19 protein-coding genes are annotated in these 20,603 nt (G+C 50.2%); 7 read left to right on the top strand and 12 right to left on the bottom strand.

Features of this window, described 5'->3' with window-relative positions:
* The first annotated feature begins 162 nt into the window (after positions 1-162).
* The 3 genes from hslR to pckA all read left to right on the top strand — a co-directional run bounded on the left by hslR (position 163) and on the right by pckA (position 3,481).
* Complete coding sequence (gene hslR, locus CBE68_RS17105) at positions 163-561, top strand: ribosome-associated heat shock protein Hsp15 (protein ID WP_087507380.1); 399 nt, start codon at positions 163-165, stop codon at positions 559-561.
* A gap of 252 nt (positions 562-813) precedes the next feature.
* On the top strand, positions 814-1,680 hold the full coding sequence (hslO, locus tag CBE68_RS17110; RefSeq protein ID WP_087507440.1) for an Hsp33 family molecular chaperone HslO: 867 nt from the start codon (positions 814-816) through the stop codon (positions 1,678-1,680).
* Between the two features lie 196 nt (positions 1,681-1,876).
* The gene (gene pckA, locus CBE68_RS17115) at positions 1,877-3,481 is read left to right on the top strand and encodes a phosphoenolpyruvate carboxykinase (ATP) (RefSeq protein ID WP_229744800.1); all 1,605 of its coding nucleotides are present in this window, start codon (positions 1,877-1,879) and stop codon (positions 3,479-3,481) included.
* Between the two features lie 76 nt (positions 3,482-3,557).
* On the opposite strand, the gene envZ is transcribed toward pckA, so the two are convergent.
* Both envZ and ompR read right to left on the bottom strand, forming a co-directional pair.
* Positions 3,558-4,862: a two-component system sensor histidine kinase EnvZ gene (gene envZ / locus CBE68_RS17120; protein WP_308477812.1), complete on the bottom strand. Its 1,305-nt coding sequence runs from the start codon at positions 4,860-4,862 to the stop codon at positions 3,558-3,560.
* Positions 4,863-4,875: 13 nt separating this feature from the next.
* Positions 4,876-5,598 (bottom strand): osmolarity response regulator transcription factor OmpR, encoded by a 723-nt coding sequence (ompR, locus tag CBE68_RS17125; protein ID WP_087507384.1) that lies wholly within the window; start codon positions 5,596-5,598, stop codon positions 4,876-4,878.
* A 192-nt stretch (positions 5,599-5,790) separates the two neighbouring features.
* On the opposite strand from ompR, the gene greB reads away from it, so the two are divergent.
* Together greB and CBE68_RS17135 are read left to right on the top strand one after the other, a co-directional pair.
* Positions 5,791-6,291 carry a transcription elongation factor GreB gene (gene greB, locus CBE68_RS17130; RefSeq protein ID WP_087507385.1) on the top strand — a complete coding sequence of 167 codons (501 nt, stop codon included), beginning with the start codon at positions 5,791-5,793 and terminating at the stop codon, positions 6,289-6,291.
* Positions 6,292-6,300: 9 nt separating this feature from the next.
* Positions 6,301-8,601 carry a Tex family protein gene (locus CBE68_RS17135; RefSeq protein ID WP_087507386.1) on the top strand — a complete coding sequence of 767 codons (2,301 nt, stop codon included), beginning with the start codon at positions 6,301-6,303 and terminating at the stop codon, positions 8,599-8,601.
* A 27-nt stretch (positions 8,602-8,628) separates the two neighbouring features.
* Here the strand turns inward: CBE68_RS17135 and CBE68_RS17140 are convergent, their stop codons facing one another.
* The 3 genes from CBE68_RS17140 to bioH form a co-directional block, all read right to left on the bottom strand.
* Positions 8,629-9,561, bottom strand: coding sequence for a putative metalloprotease CJM1_0395 family protein (locus CBE68_RS17140; RefSeq protein ID WP_087507388.1), 933 nt, complete (start codon positions 9,559-9,561; stop codon positions 8,629-8,631).
* Between the two features lie 6 nt (positions 9,562-9,567).
* Positions 9,568-9,819, bottom strand: a complete 252-nt coding sequence (locus CBE68_RS17145) for a hypothetical protein (protein ID WP_087507389.1) — start codon at positions 9,817-9,819, stop codon at positions 9,568-9,570.
* A 162-nt stretch (positions 9,820-9,981) separates the two neighbouring features.
* The gene (bioH, locus tag CBE68_RS17150) at positions 9,982-10,722 is read right to left on the bottom strand and encodes a pimeloyl-ACP methyl ester esterase BioH (protein WP_087507391.1); all 741 of its coding nucleotides are present in this window, start codon (positions 10,720-10,722) and stop codon (positions 9,982-9,984) included.
* Positions 10,723-10,792: 70 nt separating this feature from the next.
* Between bioH and CBE68_RS17155 the strand changes: the two genes are divergently transcribed.
* On the top strand, positions 10,793-11,551 hold the full coding sequence (locus tag CBE68_RS17155; RefSeq protein ID WP_143824610.1) for a ComF family protein: 759 nt from the start codon (positions 10,793-10,795) through the stop codon (positions 11,549-11,551).
* Between the two features lie 73 nt (positions 11,552-11,624).
* Positions 11,625-12,203: a Fe-S biogenesis protein NfuA gene (nfuA, locus tag CBE68_RS17160; RefSeq protein ID WP_087507395.1), complete on the top strand. Its 579-nt coding sequence runs from the start codon at positions 11,625-11,627 to the stop codon at positions 12,201-12,203.
* Between the two features lie 66 nt (positions 12,204-12,269).
* Here nfuA and CBE68_RS17165 read toward each other — a convergent pair whose 3' ends face one another.
* From CBE68_RS17165 to CBE68_RS17195, 7 genes are all read right to left on the bottom strand, one after another.
* The gene (locus CBE68_RS17165) at positions 12,270-15,137 is read right to left on the bottom strand and encodes a sulfatase-like hydrolase/transferase (RefSeq protein ID WP_158100656.1); all 2,868 of its coding nucleotides are present in this window, start codon (positions 15,135-15,137) and stop codon (positions 12,270-12,272) included.
* A gap of 161 nt (positions 15,138-15,298) precedes the next feature.
* A complete protein-coding gene (locus CBE68_RS17170) occupies positions 15,299-16,600 on the bottom strand; it encodes an MATE family efflux transporter (protein WP_233143594.1) in 1,302 nt (433 codons plus the stop codon).
* A 53-nt stretch (positions 16,601-16,653) separates the two neighbouring features.
* Positions 16,654-17,316, bottom strand: coding sequence for an SCO family protein (locus CBE68_RS17175; protein WP_229744798.1), 663 nt, complete (start codon positions 17,314-17,316; stop codon positions 16,654-16,656).
* A gap of 36 nt (positions 17,317-17,352) precedes the next feature.
* Complete coding sequence (gene cyoE / locus CBE68_RS17180; protein ID WP_371870522.1) at positions 17,353-18,222, bottom strand: heme o synthase; 870 nt, start codon at positions 18,220-18,222, stop codon at positions 17,353-17,355.
* Positions 18,223-18,259: 37 nt separating this feature from the next.
* Positions 18,260-19,258 carry a COX15/CtaA family protein gene (locus tag CBE68_RS17185; protein WP_087507406.1) on the bottom strand — a complete coding sequence of 333 codons (999 nt, stop codon included), beginning with the start codon at positions 19,256-19,258 and terminating at the stop codon, positions 18,260-18,262.
* Between the two features lie 73 nt (positions 19,259-19,331).
* Positions 19,332-19,865 (bottom strand): hypothetical protein, encoded by a 534-nt coding sequence (locus tag CBE68_RS17190; RefSeq protein WP_087507408.1) that lies wholly within the window; start codon positions 19,863-19,865, stop codon positions 19,332-19,334.
* On the bottom strand, positions 19,862-20,593 hold the full coding sequence (locus CBE68_RS17195; protein WP_087507411.1) for an SURF1 family protein: 732 nt from the start codon (positions 20,591-20,593) through the stop codon (positions 19,862-19,864). The genes CBE68_RS17190 and CBE68_RS17195 overlap by 4 nt, the downstream gene beginning before the upstream one ends.
* Positions 20,594-20,603 lie beyond the last annotated feature (10 nt).

Raw genomic sequence — 20,603 nt, forward strand, 5'->3', positions numbered from 1 at the left:
CCGATATTCAGTGCATCGCCAACCTTGGCAAATCTGAGCCATGTTAAACGAGGCAAAGGCTCGGCGACAAGGGAACAAGCCAGTGTTTGTGCTTAGTTATCGCAAATCTGATAACTTTCTGGCGTTACATCACTTATTTCACCATTAGAGAAATCGAATTTGATGTCTTCAGATACCAATATCCGTCTCGACAAATGGCTCTGGGCGGCGCGCTTTTATAAAACTCGTTCCATTGCCCAACAAATGGTTCAAGGCGGTAAAGTCCGTTATAACGGCCAACGCAGTAAGCCCAGTCGCACCGTCGAGCTCGGCGCAACAGTGCGCCTAACCCAAGGCTACGTTGAGAAAACAGTGGTTATCACCGGGCTTAGCGATATCCGTCGCAGTGCCACCGAAGCCCAGCAGCTATACCGAGAAACGGCAGAAAGCGAACAGCAACGCGAAAAGCTGGTCCAACAACGGCAACTCGCCAACGCCAGTAAAGCTGCGCCGCCAACTAAACCGGACAAAAAGCGACGTCGCGAATTGCTGCAACTGAAAAATCGCCAAGGCGACTTTTGAGCTTTAGCTGATCCCGTCGCAGCCAACTCTGAGCCGCGCAGTTTAACGAACTTGTCATGACAATATGATGACTGCGCCAATTGGATCGCTATAATGCCGACCGTTTGCGACTAGCTGTCGCCCCCTCAACGAACACTAATGATAATAATTTTTTATCAAAAACTTTTTTTCACCCATGCCGTGTTGCGCAACTTTTAGATACACTCAAGTTTTGCGATGACACAAATGGCTAAATAAGGATTTGCTCACGTGATTCAAACCAATGCTGATCAACTGCATCGATACCTTTTTGAACAGCGCAATTGCCGCGGCGAACTAGTGCAACTGCATAGCACTTACGCCCGAATCATTGAAGGCCATAACTACCCACCAGTGATCGCCGAACTACTTGGTGAGGCTCTGTCTGCGACCTGCCTACTCACTGCTACTATCAAATTTGAAGGTGAGATCACCTTGCAGATTCAAGGCTCTGGACCACTCTCCTTGCTGGTCATTAATGGCCGCAATGATCAGACTATGCGTGGTATCGCCCGTGTCCAAAGCCATGTTGGCAACGACATGACATTCAAGCAACTCATTGGCCAAGGTCAAATGGTGATCACCATTGCGCCAGATAAAGGCGAGCGCTATCAAGGCATCGTTGAGTTGAGTGAAGAAACATTTAGCGGCTGCCTCGAACAGTACTTCTTCCGTTCCGAGCAACTTGCCACCAGCCTAAATCTATTTGCCGATGTTGAGTCACAGCAATGCGGTGGCATCTTAATTCAAGCACTACCAAAGCAAGATAACGACGACGAAGACTTCAGCCATTTACAAGTTTTGGCTAGCACCTTGAAAGGCGAAGAGCTCTATCAATTGCCAGCCGAACAAGTGCTCCATCGCTTATTCCATGAAGAAAAAGTCACCCTGTATCAACCGCAAGATGTGGTGTTTCACTGCAGTTGTTCACGCGAGCGGAGTAAGAGTGCTTTGTTAAGCATGGGAAAAGATGAGCTTTCACAAATATTTAGCGAACAAGAACAAGTGGATATTCATTGTCAGTACTGCAATACCCACCATGTTTTTAGTGCCGAAGATTTCGATGAATTATTTGGTCTGACCAACAAAAAAATTCATTAGTTTTTTTAGGGGTCGAATTTGCCCCTAAATTTGTGACGTTGATCGGCTAGCACAGTTGATAACGTCTCATTTTTTGATCTGGCAACAGGAATGCCAGAGTGCCGAGCGACAACAATGTCTAACCAGAAAGATAAAAAACAATACCTATATACCTACACCTTAAAACTAGGAGAACGACATGACTGTGGACGCTCCAATCCAAACACTCGATCTTACTCGCTACGGCATCGAAGATACCGTTGAGATCATCCGCAATCCGTCATACGATCAGCTTTTCGAAGCTGAAACCGATCCATCACTCGAAGGCTTTGAAAGAGGCAGAGTGACCGCGAACGGTACCGTTGCAGTCGACACTGGCATTTTCACTGGCCGCTCACCGAAAGATAAGTGGATCGTCTGTGATGACACCACTCGTGAAAACATGTGGTGGACCTCTGAAAAAGCTAAAAATGATAACAAGCCAATTACCCAAGAAGTCTGGAACGACCTCAAGGCGTTGGTAACAAAACAACTCTCCGGCAAAAAACTTTACGTAGTAGACACTTTCTGTGGCACCAACCCAGATACTCGTCTGAAAGTTCGCTTCATTGTTGAAGTAGCATGGCAAGCCCACTTCGTGACCAACATGTTCTTGCGTCCTAGCGAAGCAGAACTGGAGGACTTCGAGCCAGATTTTGTGGTCATGAATGGCTCCAAAACGACCAATCCAAAATGGCGTGAACATGGTCTGAATTCTGAAAACTTCACTGTTTTCAACATGACTGAAAAAATGCAGGTCATCGGCGGCACCTGGTATGGTGGCGAAATGAAGAAAGGTATGTTCGCTATGATGAACTACTACCTGCCACTTCGCGGCATTGCTTCAATGCACGCATCAGCTAACGTCGGTAAAGACGGCGACACGGCTATCTTCTTTGGCCTTTCCGGCACCGGTAAAACCACCTTATCCACTGATCCGAAACGCGCTTTGATCGGTGATGATGAGCATGGTTGGGATGACGAAGGCGTCTTCAACTACGAAGGTGGTTGCTACGCCAAAACCATTAATCTGAGCCGCGAAGCAGAGCCAGATATTTATGATGCAATCAAACGCGATGCACTGCTTGAAAATGTTGTCGTACGCGACGATGGCACAGTTGATTTCGATGACACCTCAAAAACTGAGAATGGCCGGGTTTCCTATCCAATCCACCACATCGAAAACATCGTTAAGCCAATTTCCAAAGCAGGTCACGCCAACAAGGTGATCTTCCTGACGGCTGATGCATTTGGTGTTCTGCCTCCAGTATCTAAGCTGACTCCTGAGCAGTGTAAATATCACTTCTTGAGTGGCTTCACCGCGAAGTTAGCAGGTACTGAGCGCGGTATTACCGAGCCAACGCCAACCTTCTCGGCTTGCTTCGGCGCAGCGTTCTTGACCCTGCACCCAACCAAGTATGCTGAAGTTCTGGTTAAGCGAATGGAAGCAGCGGGCGCAGAAGCTTATCTAGTCAATACAGGCTGGAATGGCTCAGGCAAGCGTATTTCGATTCAAGATACCCGCGGTATCATTGATGCCATTCTTGATGATTCCATTGAGAAAGTTGAAACCAAGCAAGTGCCTATTTTTAACTTAGAAGTGCCAACTTCATTGCCAGGTGTTGATCCAGCCATTTTGGACCCACGTGACACCTACACTGATGTCGCTGATTGGCAAGCTAAGGCTGAAGATTTAGCAAGCCGCTTTATCAAGAACTTTGACAAGTATACTGATAATGACGCAGGCGCTGCCTTGGTTGCCGCAGGACCACAATTGAAGTAGTCCCAAACACCAATTAAAAAAACCCGCCTCGGCGGGTTTTTTATTGGCTTTTTTATGCCCTAGCGCGGACTAACGACTAACTCAGAGGTAACTCAATTCGCGCCATCAAACCTTTACCATCCATATTGGACAAGGTGACATTGCCACCATGGGATAATACCACCCGACGAATAATCGCTAGTCCGAGGCCACTGCCCTCAGTTCCTCGCGCCTTATCTCCCTGAGTGAATGGTTCAAAGACATTCTGCAATTGATCGTCAGGAATGCCTGCACCGTGATCGCGAACCGTTAACCAAATGTTTTGACCGTTGACATCAACCCCGGTCTGCAAATCGACCGGAGGCTCGCCATGCCGCAGAGCGTTCTCGACCAAGTTGGCGACAACACGTTTAATGGTCACTCGACGGAGCGGTATTTCCGGAAGTGCTTCATCGGGGTGAAAGTGAATGGCAACGTCGCGAACTTCTTCGGCTTGCACCACTTCTGAAACAATGTCGTTGAGTTGATAAGGTTCTAATGATTCGTCTTTGTGATGGCGAATGTACTCAATAAATTGGTCAATGATGGCATTCATATCATCGATATCCTGAACGATACCATCGCGTAGCCAATCATCTTCATCAGCCATCATCTCACTGGCTAGACGAATACGCGTGAGTGGCGTGCGTAAATCGTGGGATATGCCGGCCATCAGTAAGTTTCGGTCACTTTCGAGTCGTTTGATACCATTAGCCATGTGGTTGAACGCGCGTGTAACCTCGACCACGTCTTGGGTGCCAGATTCTTTGAGGGTCTCGGGCATATCACCACGAGCCACTTTCAACGCGGCCAAGCGCAATGCTTTCAGCGGCCGATTGAGTTGCCGGGCAAATAGCCACCCCCCCAACACACTCAAACCACCGATAATCGCCAAATACATAGGCAACGGCGAGAAGTCACTTTCTTCCAGCTGCTTCATCGGCACTCGAAGCCAAAGCTCTGGCGCTTGCGGCGCTTTAACCCAAACGATGTAGTTGGCACCCTGCTCAATGCGGATCTCGGCGTTACCACCAAGCTCGTCGCTCATCTGCTCCGATAGCAACGCGTAAGGCGTGGCATTATCCAGCCCAGATACCATCGCGACCGGTTCAATGTAGATTTCGATCCCAGTACTCGATAGCATTCGTGACTTGAGTGCTGGCTCCAACATCTTATGGCCGGGGTTGTGGTCATCAAGCACTAACCGGACCTGATTCGCTAGCAGGTGAACAATTTGCTCATAAGACGGCTTAATCACATATAGCGCGACCATGAAGTAAGACACCATTTGGGTCAACAATAGCAAACTGCCGATCAATAAAACGGTTTGCCCAAAGGCGCTACGGGGCCAAAAACGGATCATCGATGACTAGCCATTAGACACTAGTGCCATCGGGCACAAAGACATAGCCCAATCCCCAAACCGTTTGCAAATAGCGCGGATTGGACGGGTCTTGCTCTAACATTCGACGCAACCGCGATACCTGCACATCAATCGACCGCTCCAGTGCTGAGTAATCACGACCACGAGCCAAATTCATCAGCTTGTCGCGCGACAGCGGCTCGCGAGGATGGGTTACCAAAGCCTTAAGCACAGCAAACTCGCCACTGGTCAGGGTTAATGCCTCGCCATTCTGCGACATTTCGCGTGTTGCCAAGTTAAGCCTGAATTCACCGAACTCAACAATGGTTTCCTCGTGGGAAGGCGCACCTGGCACCTCTTGGGTTTTACGCCGCAACACCGCTCGAATACGGGCAAGCAACTCGCGTGGGTTAAATGGTTTGGCCAAGTAGTCGTCAGCGCCTAACTCCAAACCGATAATGCGGTCGACTTCGTCACCTTTGGCGGTCAGCATAATAATTGGTAGTTCATTTTCCTGTTGACGCATGCGGCGGCAAATCGATAAGCCGTCTTCGCCAGGCAGCATCAAATCGAGCACCATCAAATGGAAGTTCTCTCGCTCCAGTAAGCGATCCATCTGCTCTGCATTAGGTGCAACGCGAACCTGATAACCTTGTTCAACCAAATAGCGCTCTAACAGTGCTCGCAAGCGCATGTCATCATCGACGACCAGAATTTTGGTGCTTTCCTGATTCATTGCCAGTCTCCTTTTTTGACCACTATAGTGCCCTCAACGCAAATGAAGCAAAGCATTGAATGCAAATGAGATCAGCCTTTTGTTACAAATTATGTGAGCGACAACGCGGAGGCCAACCTTGGGTTTCTGCCAATCGCCCGCATATCTGTCACAACAATCACTGATGTACTCCAACAGAGTTAACCGACCTGCATGAAAACCAACCTGATCACCCGCGAAGGCTGGCATCGGCTTGATGACGAGCTGAAGTATCTATGGAAGGAAGAACGACCACGCGTGACTCAAGCGGTATCGGAAGCTGCGGCTTTAGGCGACAGAAGTGAAAATGCCGAGTACATATACGGCAAGAAACGTCTAAGAGAAATTGATCGGCGTTTACGCTTTTTGATGAAACGCCTCGAAGTGTTAGAAATTGTCGATTACTCACCGCAACAAGATGGCAAAGTGTTTTTCGGTGCTTATGTTGAAGTCGAAAACGACGATGGCGAAATGGCCCATTATCGCATCGTTGGCACCGATGAAATCGACGTCAAGAAAAAGCACATTACCATCAATTCACCGATGGCTCGGGCCCTCATCGGCAAGCAAATTGACGATGAAGTTCAAGTCCGCACGCCAGAGGGCGTGAAAGTCTGGTACATCAATCAAATTCAGTACACGCCATTTGACACACCGTCCGGCGACTCAACGTAAAGACTACCCATGCAAAACATATCTAACCAAATCGCCGCTGAGCTAAATGCCTCTTCAGCCCAAGTCAATGCCGCCGTCTCATTGCTTGATGAGGGAGCTACGGTTCCTTTCATCGCTCGTTATCGTAAAGAGGCCACCGGCGGCCTCGACGATAGCCAACTGCGCTTGCTCGAGCAACGCCTAGGCTATCTGCGTGAGTTGAACGAGCGCCGTGACACGATCCTCAAGTCGATTGACCAACAAGGCAAACTTACACCAGAGCTCCAACAAGCCATTGAAGGAGCTGACAGCAAATCGACCCTGGAAGATTTGTATTTGCCTTACAAACCAAAGCGTCGTACCAAGGGACAAATTGCCATCGAAGCAGGGCTTGAACCATTGGCAGACGAACTGCTCTCGGCCCACAGCGGTGAACCGGAGCAAATGGCACAGGCCTATATCAACGAACAACAAGGCATTGCCGATAGCAAAGCAGCCCTCGACGGAGCACGTTACATCCTCATGGAACGACTGGCAGAAGATGCTCAGCTAGTTGGTCAATCTCGGAATCATCTGCAACGTCACGGTCAGTTAAGTGCCACAGTCATGGTGGGACAGGAGCAAAACGGCCAGAAATTCAGTGACTACTTCGATCACAATGAACAACTGATCAAGGTTCCTTCGCACCGTGCTCTGGCGATGCTACGCGGCCGCAACGACGGGATTCTTCAGCTAAAAATCACCCTGCCAGATGATGTCGAGCCCGGAGAGCAACTGGTAGCCTCTCACCTCAAACTGTCCGCTGACAACTCTGCACTCAATCGCTGGCGCCAACAATTGGCGCAATGGACATGGCGCATTAAGTTGTTGTTGCAACTCGAAAATGAACTTTTGGGGCAACTCCGAGAACAAGCGGAACAAGAAGCAATTCAAGTTTTCGCCCGCAACCTCAATGACTTGCTAATGGCCGCACCAGCCGGGCACAAAGCGACCATGGGATTAGATCCAGGATTACGTACAGGCGTTAAAGTTGCCGTTGTCGATGGCACAGGTAAATTGCTCGATACCGCCACCATCTACCCCCATGTGCCACAGAAACAATGGCAACAATCACTCGCAACGTTAGCCGCGCTGGTAAAGAAGCATGCGGTTGAACTCATTGCCATTGGTAACGGCACAGCATCGCGCGAAACCGACAAGCTGGCAGCCGAATTAGTGAAAGCCTTGGCACTACCCAATCTACAGAAAATCATGGTCAGCGAGGCTGGCGCTTCTGTTTATTCAGCATCAGAGCTAGCAGCGCAAGAATTTCCGGATCTAGATGTCTCTCTGCGTGGTGCGGTATCGATCGCTCGACGACTGCAAGACCCGCTAGCTGAGCTGGTGAAGATCGATCCAAAGAGCATTGGCGTTGGTCAGTACCAACATGATGTCAATCAAACGCAACTGGGCACTAGCCTAACTAACGTGGTGGAGGACTGTGTGAATGCTGTGGGTGTTGATGTCAACACGGCTTCAGCGCCACTGTTAACTCGTGTCGCTGGCCTCAATCGTGTGCTGGCACAGAACATCGTTGATTATCGTGACACCAATGGCGCTTTTGGTGAACGCAAACAATTGCTTAAAGTCGCTCGTTTGGGCGCTAAAACCTACGAGCAGTGTGCCGGATTCTTAAAAATCAGCAATGGTAAAAACCCACTCGATGCCTCTTCGGTTCACCCAGAAGCCTACCCATTGGTGAAGCGAATCCTCGCTCACAATAGCTGGCAGTTAAGTGACATCATGGGTCAATCCGGCGCGCTAAAAAAACTCAATATCAACGACTACACGGATGATCAGTTCGGCGTACCAACAGTAACCGATATCTTTGCGGAGCTAGAAAAGCCGGGGCGCGATCCAAGACCAGAATTCACTACGGCTAGTTTTAAAGACGGCGTTGAAACCCTAGCCGATCTCAAGCCCAACATGATACTTGAAGGCGTTGTCACCAATGTCACTAACTTTGGCGCCTTTGTTGATATCGGTGTTCATCAGGATGGACTAGTGCACATCTCTGCACTGGCGGATCGCTATGTCAGTAATCCTGCAGACGTCGTCAAAGCCGGCCAAGTAGTCAAAGTGAAAGTGATGGAAGTGGATATTGCACGCAAACGCATTGGCTTGACCATGAGGATGGGCGATGTGGCTGATAGTCCGTCGAAAACAGCCAGTGAATCGCGTTCGCAACCGCAACGACGAGCCAATCGCAACGAACGAGGGCGCCAGCAAGGCCAAGCACAACCGGCCAATAACGCATTCGCCGAGGCATTCGCTAAGGCAAAGCGCAACTAATTTGGAGACAAAGGTGATTGGCAGCGCTTAAACGCTGCCGATTAGCAGTCCAAACGAGCTTTCAGAACTCTGCCGATAGGCTTGGGCGATAACCGAATTGCGTTGCACCATTTCGGCTATTGCTTCTTTGCTGTTTAACGGGCCGTCAAGCTCAGAGTCGTCATCTTCAAGCGTCTCTTGCTGTGATTGGCCGAGTTGTTGGCTGGCATCTGCCAAGCCCTCTTTGAAACTTCGTTTTTCGGCACGGTACGACTCACTCTCATCGCCCTCGCCAGCAGAAATTTGAGCCTGCGCTTCGATAATAATCTGAGCCGCTTCTTGGGCAACGCGGCGATCTTGCGCAGATGGCTCTGCTGGCGCTAGCGCAGCCGCTCGGACCTGACGCATCTTACGAATGGTAGCAACCGGATCGCCCGGCACTGGCGAGATATCAATCGAGACCTCACCGCTAACCGCATACATCTGGCCATCGGGCCCGCGCTGATAGTCGTAGCTAGGGGAACCGGCGTACTGACCACCGACGGCAGCATGAGCCTGCTCGTGAGCAATAACCTCGCGGTCCCTGGCTTCGAGCTGATCAACAACTTGCTGTTCTTGCGCCTGCTGCTCTTGCTCTCTGGCGTCTTGACGCTGCTGAGCTTGTTGCTCATCTGGATTTTGCTGATCGCCGCTTTGTTGCTGAGAAGAATCATCAGCCGCTTCAATCGATTGATCAGTTTCGCTTTCAACAACGTCAGTACCATCGATGGAGCCTTCCGATGCGACTAAACGTTGACGGGGATCTTTGGTTTGCGGGCGCACTTGCTCTTGATCTTTGGCAATGCCCGGCTCTCGGGGAAAGCCTTCCATTTGCGAAGGCTGACGAATCACTTCTCGAACTTTATTGTCATGCGCCAGCGCCTGAGTCTGCGGATTAACCGGACTCAGAGGTACATGCGCATAGTTCGAGACAATGTTCATTAATGATTAAACCTTGGTATCGATTAACGTACCAACAACTTCATCAGCTGTACGAATCACTTTAGCGCCAGCAAGAGACATAATTTCAGCTTTTTTTAAATCGACCACTGCCTCAGTCAAGCTGGTTGTGCCAGGTGCACTCATTGAGCTCTCAGACTCGGGCTCTACAACGGCTTCGGCAATTGCCTGAGAACTCTCAGCCGCAGTGTAAAAAGCTTGATTAACAATGTTTAAGCCAGATTGGTGAATGCTATTCATTCTGACCTCCTCCAAACATGAACTGTTTAATTATCGTACAAACAGTACTAAATGAAAAGGTTTTAAAAGCATAAATCCAATAGCTGAATCTAGCCTGAACGCCCGTCAGAATAACGTTTAGTGCTAAATTATTGACGCCTTGCTGACTTGATTCAGACTGACTTAAGAAGCTGTCGTAACAATGCTAAGAAGCCAATCTGTTGCTAGCTCTGGGTGACTGATAAAAGGAGCATGAGATGCTTTTGGTAAAACGGTAGCTGCTTCGCCAAGGTGTTTGGCTAACGCTATAGGTACCAACGAATCCAACCGCCCGAGTAACCAATACTGCGGCGTTGGCGATTTAATGTCTCTAAAGTCAACTTGTTGTAGCAGGTTTAGGCCTTGCTGTAACGCCTCTGCTTGGGGGGCAGGGTATTGCCCAAGACGCTGCTTGATTTGGCGGATATCCTGTTTAGCGGATTCGCTACCCATTGCCTGAATAGCAAGAAATCGCTCGATGGTTTTATTGGGGTCTAAATGCAACTGCTCGATAAATTGCGCCAACACCTGTGGCTGAATGCCACGCCATCGCTCAGCAGCAGGAAAATGTGGTGATGTAGCAACCAACAGCTGCGCTTTCACTCGCTCTGGGTGACGCTGCGCTAAGCGCTGAACCAACAATCCGCCCAGTGACCAACCCAACCAATATGCCTGCTCAGGTAGTTCGGGTAATACGGCATCGAGCCACTCATCAAGATCGGCATTGTCGCAAGCCGGGCGCCCGCCGAACCCTGGCAGATTGACCAAGTGACAGCGAAAATGAAGCTGCAGCTGCTCTACCCAGCTGTCAAAAATCCCTGCATTCATGCCCCAACCGTGAAAAAGCACCAAATCATCGCCCTGGCCAGTTCGCAAAACCGTCATTACCGCCCCATACTTTGAAAAATTACCACTATTACTGCCACAGGATGTGGCGCGACACCTAAGGACAGGTATGTTAAGAATTTCTGAGTATCCCGCCAAGCTTCACCGACAAATATCGCAACTGACTCGTCGACTACTGGCACAAACTTTAAGTCCTCGATGCGCTTTGTGTCAGTTACCGATGACAGGGAGTGAAGCGGCTTACTTTCATCATAGTGTTTGCAGCGCCTGTATCACTCAGCTTCCGCTATGCGCGGGCAATTGTCGGCGTTGTGCCCTGCCATTGGCGGTTGGCGATGCTGATATCGAGCCGGTTTGTGGTGAATGCCAACAGCAACAATCACCAATTAGTGAGATGATCGCAATGGGCTGGCACCAAAGTCATGTCCGGCACCTAATTCACCTGTTTAAGTATCACGGTCAATTAGCAGCCGGCAGAGCATTGAGCGCTGCTTGGTTGCACCACTGTCACATCGATGACATGCCACAAGCGCTGTTGCCAGTACCAAGCCATCGCAGCAAGATTCGTCAGCGAGGTTTTAATCCGGCGGCAATTCTCGCATCTGATCTCGGTGCTCATTTAGCTATACCAGTTGACCTTAATTGCTGTGTTAGATTGTACGCCGGTGACAGTCAAACCGGCAAAGATAAGACCGAGCGCTGGCGTCAGGTCCAAGCCATGTACCGGGTGGTCGGCTGCCCTTATGATCATGTCGCAATAGTGGACGATGTCGTGACGACACAAGCGACTGTGACGACAATCGCCACGCAGTTAAAACAGCACGGAGTGTCACGAGTCGATGTCTGGTGTATCGGCCGGACACCATGAGTGCTTGTTTAAGCTAGGAGATTAGCGTTACAATTACCCAAGTATTTTTGTCAAGTATTCTAATGAGCCCGATATGATTGATATTTCTGCAGATGCTCAAGCGCATTTCGTTAAACTGCTAAGTCAGCAGCCCGAGAACACCAGAATTCGCGTATTCGTAATTAATCCGGGTACTCCAAGCGCCGAATGTGGTGTTTCCTATTGCCCAGAAAACGCCGTCGAAGACAGCGATGAGACTTTCCCATACGACGGCTTCGAGGCTGTCGTCGATGCCGATAGCAAACCTTACCTTGACGATGCGGTAATTGATTATGTCACCGACAAACTGGGCGCTCAGCTCACGTTAAAAGCCCCCAATGCGCGGATGAAGAAAGTCGACCAAGATGCACCTTTGGTTGAGCGCATCAACTACTTGATTCAGAGCGAAATCAACCCTCAGCTCGCCAACCACGGTGGTAAGGTTGAAATTGTCGAGTTAACCGACGACGGTTATGTGGTGTTGCAATTCGGCGGCGGCTGTAATGGTTGTTCGATGGTCGATGTGACACTCAAAGAAGGCATTGAAAAACAGCTGTTGGAGCAGTTCCCGGACGAGCTAAACGGCGTTCGCGACATCACTGAGCACCAACACGGCGAGCATTCCTACTACTAATTTCAATAGTAAGTCACTGTAGCTCCACAAAGGCCCTCATCGGGCCTTTGTCATATCTACTCCTCATCACTGAGGGCGAGCTTGTTTTAGAATGGCGCAACTGGCGGCAACTTCGCCATTGCTAGCATAAAGATTGGTTGTCTCAGCGGCATCGCTGCTAAGGTCATAACACTCATCGATACCTTCGTTGTTAATGTATTTGGCCACGCCATCGGTGACAGCCCAGCGATCTGTATCGGTCTCATCGTAAAGTTCAGAGTAAAGTTGCTGATGCACCTGTGACGCAGGTGCCTGAGCATCGAGATGCCCCAACAAACTTAAACCATCGATATCATTGCTGGTTGTCGCATTGCCGATCGCCAACAAAGTTGGGTACAAATCTTGAATTTGCACCAAAGCATCAATTTCACCGGCATCTAAACCAATATTGTTGCCAGCAGCAATCACCAGCGGCACATTTACGCCTCCTTCATACATGGTTCCTTTGGCATGAGCAGCCGTGAATGGGTAGTCGCTATCTTCAATTACCGCAGCACCAGAAGTGCCGTTGTCGCCAACGAAAATAACCAAGGTATTCTCTCGAGTGGTTGTGTCCATGCTGTTCAGTAACTGACCGATAGCACTGTCCATCGCCTCTGCCATAGCGCGGTAACAAGCGGTCACTGGGTCATTACTGCTGTTGCGCGAGCACAGATCGCCCGGCTGACCAGCCAAACTGACAGCGTGATAGCTCCCCTCCGGTGGCACATGAAACGGAAAATGTGGGGCGTTAAATGCTAACTGGACGAACCATGGCTGTTGAGTTGACGCAATCCACTCGGCGGCCTCGCTAGCGACAGCATCGGTAGCATATGCCGTTTCAACCACAGGCTCAGATTGCTCTGCATCCGCGCCCACAAGGGTTGTTTTTTGCCAACTGAAGTAGTCATCGATATTTTCTAGGCTACCCGAGTAATAATCAAAGCCTTGCGAAGTTGGTAAACTTGCTTGCCTCGTACCCAAGTGCCACTTACCAAACAATGCTGTGGCGTAACCCGCATCTTTGAGCGCTTCAGCAATAGTGTATTCAGTTGCTGCCAACTCCCCCAACCGTCCGGGACTAAATACGCCATGGCGCAACGCGTGACGTCCGGTTAACAAGCTAGCTCTGGATGGCGAACACATAGGATTAGCCCAAACATTGCGAAACAACACGCCGCTGGAGGCAAGTTGGTCTATGTTGGGAGTTTGGGCACTATAGTCGCCGTGTTCGCCGTAACCACTAACGTTATCCACGCCAATGTCATCACCCACGATCAATAAAATGTTGACGCTTCCGTCAGTGGCAATCGCTCGCGATGCCTGCGTTTGTTGCTGCGATCGGACGCACCGAACCCAATGATTGGTTTTGACGATGTCGCCCTGTGGTCCGCGATAGTAAAAAGTGCCATTGCCCAGATCCTGCGATGGCACGCTGCCGCCATTGCTCGCATCATCTTTGTCGTCACTTCGTTGCGCACCAGCACCATGAACATCGAGCAATTGATTCATATAGCCAAGAGAGCGACCAAAATTGATGTATGCCGCTGCATGTCCGCGGCCACCATAGCTGATGTGAGTGGTTGAACTCCAATAGGCTCCCCAATCTATCTCGCCCTCTTCGTTGGCAAAACTGGTGGCATCAAAAATCGGGTCAATAGCTGCTGAAGCATGGGTGTCTGGCGAACGTGAGTAATCTACGAGGCTATGCAACTCTTTGACATTGGGCAGCCGCCAATCACTATAGCCAGCCGTTGATGCCTGCTCGCAGAGGCCAATGGCATCATCCCAGTCACTGGATTGCTGATCATTTTGCTGCCACATCAGGCCTGTAGCATTGTCACTAACGGTAGCGTCACCATTATCAACAAAGTCGTTGAGACCATATTCATCACCGGCGACACAACGAACATAATAAGACTTGTTATTCAGCGGGTAGCCTTTGATGCGACCATCAACAAAATTGACCCCAAACATAGTTTCTGAATTGTTCATGGTCCGTGAGACATATTCAGTGGTGGTGGCATATTGGCCATCGATGATTCGCTCACCAGCGGATTGGTCGCCAAACACCCAGTCAAATATTGGATTTATAAATGGCACTAGCTCAGAGGTATCGGTGCCATCATAGCCACTTGGATCTTCGCCGGTGAACGCAATAATGGAGTATGCTTCCTTTATTGACGGCAAACGCCAATCGTTGCGATCTGCAAACTCTAAGTTCTGGCAATAAGCGACAGCATTTGCCGGAGTCAGTTTATCGTCTGCATCAACTTGACCATTGCCGTCAACATCGGTGCTTTGCGTCCACCATAGTCCGGTAACATTATCGATTACCACACTACCCGCTGCAGATAGCGAGTAGCTCGGTGAATTGCCTGTGTAGTCAGCATCGTATCCTTGATCTGAGCAAGTTGTTTCAGTGCCGCCAACGGAATTAAAACAACGGGTTTGGCCAGTATCGACAATTGGCGAAAGGACCTTCGTAGTTGGCAGCTCAGCAACTATTTGTACGGTATCCAATGCGCTTTGCAACTCGCCATCACTGACGGTCAACTCAACTAGATAAATGCCAGCGATATCGACCGTGATAGCTGGTGAAACAGTCGAACTGCTATTTAGCTCCGCCTGACTACCTGCGGGCTGTTGCACCAAATGCCAAGAGTAGCTCAGCTGGTCGCCATCGGGATCACTACTTGCGGCGCCAGAGAGCATCACCACAGTATCTAGGGTAACCATCTGATCGGCGCCAGCATCTGCGATGGGTGCTTGATTGGGGGTGACAGGAGGAGACGGCGTCGAAGGGTTTGTCGACGAGGCGGAACCTCCACCACCACCGCAGCCCACCAGCACCATTAGTAGGAATAACAATTGACTCAGCTGAGTTGCTATTGGCGTTGTCGCAGTGCTCTGCATTTTCACTCTCCACGTCATTACAACAGTCACCACGGTGACAGATCTCAGTATGAAGAAGTGATTCAGTTAGGCAATAACCACAGAACGAAAGCTTGATTGTTAAAGCAAACCTACACTTGTTTACAAATGTCTACATTAGCCAACAATTGAGCGAATACTATTCATTGTGTCACTCTGCGCAACTGCTCTGGCAGACAGTAAGACAAGCCAACACCGCGAGCGAGCAGGAAGCAAAGAAAAGCGATCCACAAGGCGTGATTGCCCTGCTGTTGGAGCAACCACCACGTTGGGAAAAACACCCCGAATGCCGCCAATATCATGGTATTACGCATTTGTTTTGCCGCCGAAAAGCCAATAAAAATGCCGTCTAACAAGAAACAAGCCGCGCCCGCTAACGGCAGTAACACAATATAAACTAGGAAATTTTCAGCAGTACGGCGTACTTCGTCGAGATCCGTCAGCAAGGAGACGATAGCAGCACCAAACAGCCAAAACACAGCAGCAAATACCACAGCCAGAATCGCCGTCCAAAAGCCATTCAGTTGGATGGCTTGCACTGCATCGAAACGACGCTTAGCACCTTTGGCTTGAGCAACCATGGCTTCGGCAGCATACGCGATGCCATCGAGACCCAGAGCAATCAGCATAAGGAAATTCATCAATACCGCATTGGCGGCAATGGTGGCATCGCCGAGACGCGCGGCTTTTGCGGTCATAAAAGCAATGCATAACTGCAAACTCAGCGAGCGAATGAAAATATCTAGATTCATCGCAATGAGTGACTTCATGTGCTGCCAATGCAACCAGAGCCTGTGCTGCCGCATACGCGCAATGATTTCAGGCTGTATGCGACAGGCCAACCAAATTGCCAAGCCGGCAGCGCTAAAGTCAGCCATCACTGTCGCTAATGCTGCACCTTGTACGCCCCACTTGAATCCCAGCACGAACAGCAAGTCGAGCCCAATGTTCACAACATTGGTGATGATCAATAGTGCCATTGCGGTGCGGCTGCGTTGCAGGCCGATGAACCAGCCCATCATCACCAAGTTGGTTAAGGCCGCTGGCGCTGAGATGATGCGAATATCGAAGTAGAGTTGTGCCTGTTCAGCAACTAAAGCCGATGGCTTCATCAATGAGATAGCCGCTAGCCAAATCGCTGAGTTAGTGAGTAGTAACAACAACCCAAGGCCCAAAGCCAAGGTTAATCCTTGCAGCAGCACATGACTCTGACGAACTTGGTCACCGGCACCATAGGCCTGCCCAGCAAGCCCTGTAGTCGACATTCGGAGAAAACCCGCGAGCCAGTATATGAGCGTCACCACCATGCTGCCTACGGCAACGCCTCCAAGGTAGTAAACCTGATCCAAATGACCAATAACGGCGGTATCGACCAAACCAAGGAGTGGTACAGTGAGATTGGCAAGAATCATCGGCACCGCAATCTTGCCGATCCGACGATGCATCTCAACGTGCCTCAATGAGGCCCAAAAACTTGTCATGTCAAATTACATCGATATTAGCGTTGAGCGATTGCGCGCGGAAAATCAGCCAGTAACTGAGATGCTTTCACGGTCGGTATTTCACCCGGCACAGCGACAGGCTTGAACACGCCATGGATATGACCATCTGGGTTGATCAGCACAATCGATGCGGAATGATCGACTAGGTAATTGTCGTTATCGGCACCATCATACAAGGCGTATGCTAAGCCAAGGTTGCGCGTCAGGGGAAATAGATCAGGGTGCGGACCAGTGGCGGCAATAAATGCAGGATTAAAGTAGTTTAGGTAGGCATGCAGTTTTTCTGGGTTGTCACGCTGCGGATCGGCACTCACGAACACCACTTGCACCGGTAGTTTGCTGGCTTGCTGCAGCTTGGGATAAATGCCATTGAGCATGGCAAGTGTCATCGGACAGATATCGGGACAAAAGGTATAGCCAAGGAAAACTAAGCTCCAGCTGCCAATGAATCGCTGATTGTCGAATGGTTGTTGTAGATGGTCAGTTAAATGAAATGGTTCAAGTTGTCGCTGAGGTTGGTAAACAACCAAGGTATCCGACTGATACCCGTAACCTTTGGCAATCACGGCCGATTCTGTCGGTTGGCTCTGTTGATAAGCCCAAAATCCAACCACAGCGGCGAGCAACGCGGCCGCCAACATGAGCAACTTGTTATTCAAGTTATTCCCTTAGTGCATGTCACTGCAGTGGCCGAATTAAGCGATGAAATGGTCGGCCAGAATCACAATAAACAACAGCATAAGGTGGACGATTGAAAAACGGAAGGTTTTCATTGCCCACCTCTGTTCATCACCGAATTTCAGTCGGAGCGCATAGTAAATAAATGCCAAATTCAGGGCACTGGCGCCAATCGCATAGAGCCAGCCATTCATGGCAGCCAAAAATGGGATCAAACTGACAACGAACAATAACAGGGTGTATAGCAACACAGCTGTTTTAGTGAACTCAATACCATGAGTGACAGGCAACATCGGCACATTAACCCGAGCATAATCGTTGCGTCGATGGATTGCTAAAGCCCAAAAGTGTGGCGGCGTCCAGGTGAAGATGATCATCACTAACAACAAGGGATAACCATCGATTTGGCCGGTCACCGCCGTCCACCCCAACAATGGTGGAATAGCGCCAGCCAAGCCGCCAATGACAATGTTTTGTGGCGTCGCTCGCTTCAAGTACATGGTGTAAACACCAGCATATCCAACTAGGCCAAACAGTGTTAACACGGCCGTAAGGGGGTTAACCAGAAACCACAACACGACAGTGCCGATTAACCCGAGCAGCGCGGCAAAGACCAATGCACGGTGAGTTTCCATCACCCCGCGAGGTAAAGGTCGATGATGGGTTCTAGCCATTTGCTCATCAATTTTGCGATCAACAACATGGTTGAGTACTGCAGCTGCGCCAGACACAAAACCGATACCGAGCAAACCGAAGACAACGGGTTGCCATGGCAGCCATCCCTGACTAGCAACACACATCCCAACCAGAGCGGTGAGCAACAACAGCATCACGACATTGGGCTTGGTCAATTGATAATAATCTTGCCAGCTAGCGGAGCCCAACATGCGTTGAAGCACTCCAGGGGCCTTAAGCGTGAGAGTTCTAGCCATTAGATTGACCTCCAAAGATCAGTGGTTTGCTGCGTCGTGCCCACAACACCACCAAGGTTGCAAATAGCAAAGCAGCGCCGCCGTTATGAGCAACCGCAACGGCAATCGGTAGATGGGCAATCACGTTGACCAACCCCAAGGTAAGCTGCCCAGTCAACAACAGAGTCAACCAGATTGATGCGCCTGTTCGGCGGGCTTTGGCTAACTGAACGATCGCCAAACCGACAATGATGGTTGTCAGCACGGCGCCAAAACGATGAAACACGTGGATCGTCATGCGCTGTTGATAGTCATGCCGGCCATACTCATAACTACCATCGGCAGTTGCCGGCAGACTGAATGCTCCCTTGATATCGAGTCGTTGACTCCAACCCGATTCGCAAATCGGTAATTCAACGCAAGCGGTTGCGGCATAGTTAGCGGATGTCCAACCGCCGAGTAGAACTTGCAACATCACCACAATGAGCGCGACCAGCAGAATTCTCTTCGCTCCGGCCGGCGCTAATGAGTTGGCGTGGTGAGCCCGTTTACCAGCTTGGCGCAATCGAGTGGCCAGCAAACACAACAGGGCAAAAATGGAAAAACCACCGAGCAAATGTGCCAGCACCACCAAGGGATTCAGTTTCATTGTTACGGTCCACATACCGAGTAAGGACTGAAACACCACCAATGCCACTAAGCCAAGGGTTAAGCCGCGAACAAACCGACTATGGCGCCATCCACCAATGGCTAAGCCAACAATCAGTAACCCCAGTGAACCAGCAAGATAGCGATGAATCATTTCATTCCACGCCTTTTGCGATTCGACCTGGCGTTCGGGGAAGGCTTGATTGGCAGCTTCGATTTGTTCGCCTTGGGGCACGCTCAGTAAGCCGTAGCACCCGGGCCAATCGGGGCAGCCCAAGCCAGCATCGGTCAATCGGGTATACGCACCTAGCTGAATCACCAAAAAGCTCAACACCACGGCGACAATACTTGCAACGCGCATCATTACTCCACTTCTACAGTTGTCTCATTGCCCCAGTTAGCAACGAGATGTCCCTTTTCTACTCCGGTATAGCTAGTTAGCCGATCCGTGAAAGCTTCAGCATCTTGTACAAATCAGCTTTCACTCCTTTTCCTTGCTCGGCAATTTGCTCCAATTGAGCATCTCCTTGCAGTGGCGGATAGGTCAGCATGACATGGCCCAGAGGATCCATAATCAGAATAGTGCCGGCTGCCGCCCATTGCTCAGGTAAGTTGCTGAGTTGTGAGCGCCAAAACAATTGTTGACCAAGTTGCGCAGGAGCGTGCTCGCCCACCGACAACACCACGACCCGCTGTTGATACTGCCCCAAGGTAGTTTTGATCCGTTGCAGGTAACCTTGGGTGTCGTCACACTGACGCTGACAAATGCCAATCAACGCCCAGTTGTTTTGCCATTCTTGTTGGCGCCACTCGGCTCGCTGCAACGGCGGGGTTACCATCTGGCCATGTGACGTCACTCCTGCGGTGAACCAGCCCTGTTTCAGGATCAGCCAAGCGACAAACACCGGTGCGGCAAAAGCAAGCAACACCAGCAGAAAACTGCGCCTGGAACGCGTCTGATTTGTTGTCATGATTCCTTCTCACTGTTATTTCGGTAATGACGCAACAAGAACACCATCATTAAAATAAGCACAGCAGCCGCCATTGAGTACCATTGCAACGCATAGCCGTAGTGTTTTTCTGGTCCCATATTGAACCATTGCCATTGTCGTGGCAGGCCCCACTGTTCGCTTTCATCAAGCAACACCAACCACGGCTGCAAGGGTATATCTAATTGCTTGGCGATCAGTTCAGGCTGCGCTGTTTGGCTACGAATCACCGCTCCTCGTTGCTCGAACAAATATCGCTGATCGAGCAACGGCGGTTGTTCGCCAGCCAGTTTAATGTGGCCTCGCAGAATCACCTCTTCGGGTATTTCCGGCATTTGCGGCCATTGCTGGCGTGACAGTGGTGCCGCTAGCCAACCGAGATTGACCAAAAACCGCAGCTGATGATGTATGACTGGCACCAGCACCTGATATCCAACCTTGCCGTTGTGGACTTTGTTGTCGAGTAGCACCCGCCAGCTCGGATCGATGGCCACCTTCAATTGAACCGGCAGGCCATGCAGTTGATCGTGAGGTGTGGCCAAAATGTGTGACAAATCCGCCGGAGTCGCTAAGCGCTGCTGAGCCAGCTGTTCCACCAATTGCTGCTTATGTGTGCCACGCTCTGTTTGCCACATGCCAAGCTTGACCAGACCGGCAAACACCAGCATGGTAAAGACTGAAAAGCTCACCAGTCGCCAACGAATCTGCATATACCAACGC

Origin of the sequence: Neiella marina (genome assembly GCF_002165625.1) — a bacterium.
Classification (GTDB): domain Bacteria; phylum Pseudomonadota; class Gammaproteobacteria; order Enterobacterales; family Neiellaceae; genus Neiella; species Neiella marina.

Bases quoted from the DNA above. Each gene is read 5' to 3' on its own strand.
- hslR (WP_087507380.1), top strand. From the start codon at position 163: ATGTCTTCAGATACCAATATCCGTCTCGACAAATGGCTCTGGGCGGCG.
- envZ (WP_308477812.1), bottom strand. From the start codon at position 4,862: ATGATCCGTTTTTGGCCCCGTAGCGCCTTTGGGCAAACCGTTTTATTG.
- ompR (WP_087507384.1), bottom strand. From the start codon at position 5,598: ATGAATCAGGAAAGCACCAAAATTCTGGTCGTCGATGATGACATGCGC.
- greB (WP_087507385.1), top strand. From the start codon at position 5,791: ATGAAAACCAACCTGATCACCCGCGAAGGCTGGCATCGGCTTGATGAC.
- CBE68_RS17135 (WP_087507386.1), top strand. From the start codon at position 6,301: ATGCAAAACATATCTAACCAAATCGCCGCTGAGCTAAATGCCTCTTCA.
- CBE68_RS17140 (WP_087507388.1), bottom strand. From the start codon at position 9,561: ATGAACATTGTCTCGAACTATGCGCATGTACCTCTGAGTCCGGTTAAT.
- CBE68_RS17145 (WP_087507389.1), bottom strand. From the start codon at position 9,819: ATGAATAGCATTCACCAATCTGGCTTAAACATTGTTAATCAAGCTTTT.
- bioH (WP_087507391.1), bottom strand. From the start codon at position 10,722: ATGACGGTTTTGCGAACTGGCCAGGGCGATGATTTGGTGCTTTTTCAC.
- CBE68_RS17155 (WP_143824610.1), top strand. From the start codon at position 10,793: ATGTTAAGAATTTCTGAGTATCCCGCCAAGCTTCACCGACAAATATCG.
- nfuA (WP_087507395.1), top strand. From the start codon at position 11,625: ATGATTGATATTTCTGCAGATGCTCAAGCGCATTTCGTTAAACTGCTA.
- CBE68_RS17165 (WP_158100656.1), bottom strand. From the start codon at position 15,137: ATGCAGAGCACTGCGACAACGCCAATAGCAACTCAGCTGAGTCAATTG.
- CBE68_RS17170 (WP_233143594.1), bottom strand. From the start codon at position 16,600: ATGCATCGTCGGATCGGCAAGATTGCGGTGCCGATGATTCTTGCCAAT.
- cyoE (WP_371870522.1), bottom strand. From the start codon at position 18,222: ATGTTGGGCTCCGCTAGCTGGCAAGATTATTATCAATTGACCAAGCCC.
- CBE68_RS17185 (WP_087507406.1), bottom strand. From the start codon at position 19,258: ATGATGCGCGTTGCAAGTATTGTCGCCGTGGTGTTGAGCTTTTTGGTG.
- CBE68_RS17190 (WP_087507408.1), bottom strand. From the start codon at position 19,865: ATGACAACAAATCAGACGCGTTCCAGGCGCAGTTTTCTGCTGGTGTTG.
- CBE68_RS17195 (WP_087507411.1), bottom strand. From the start codon at position 20,593: ATGCAGATTCGTTGGCGACTGGTGAGCTTTTCAGTCTTTACCATGCTG.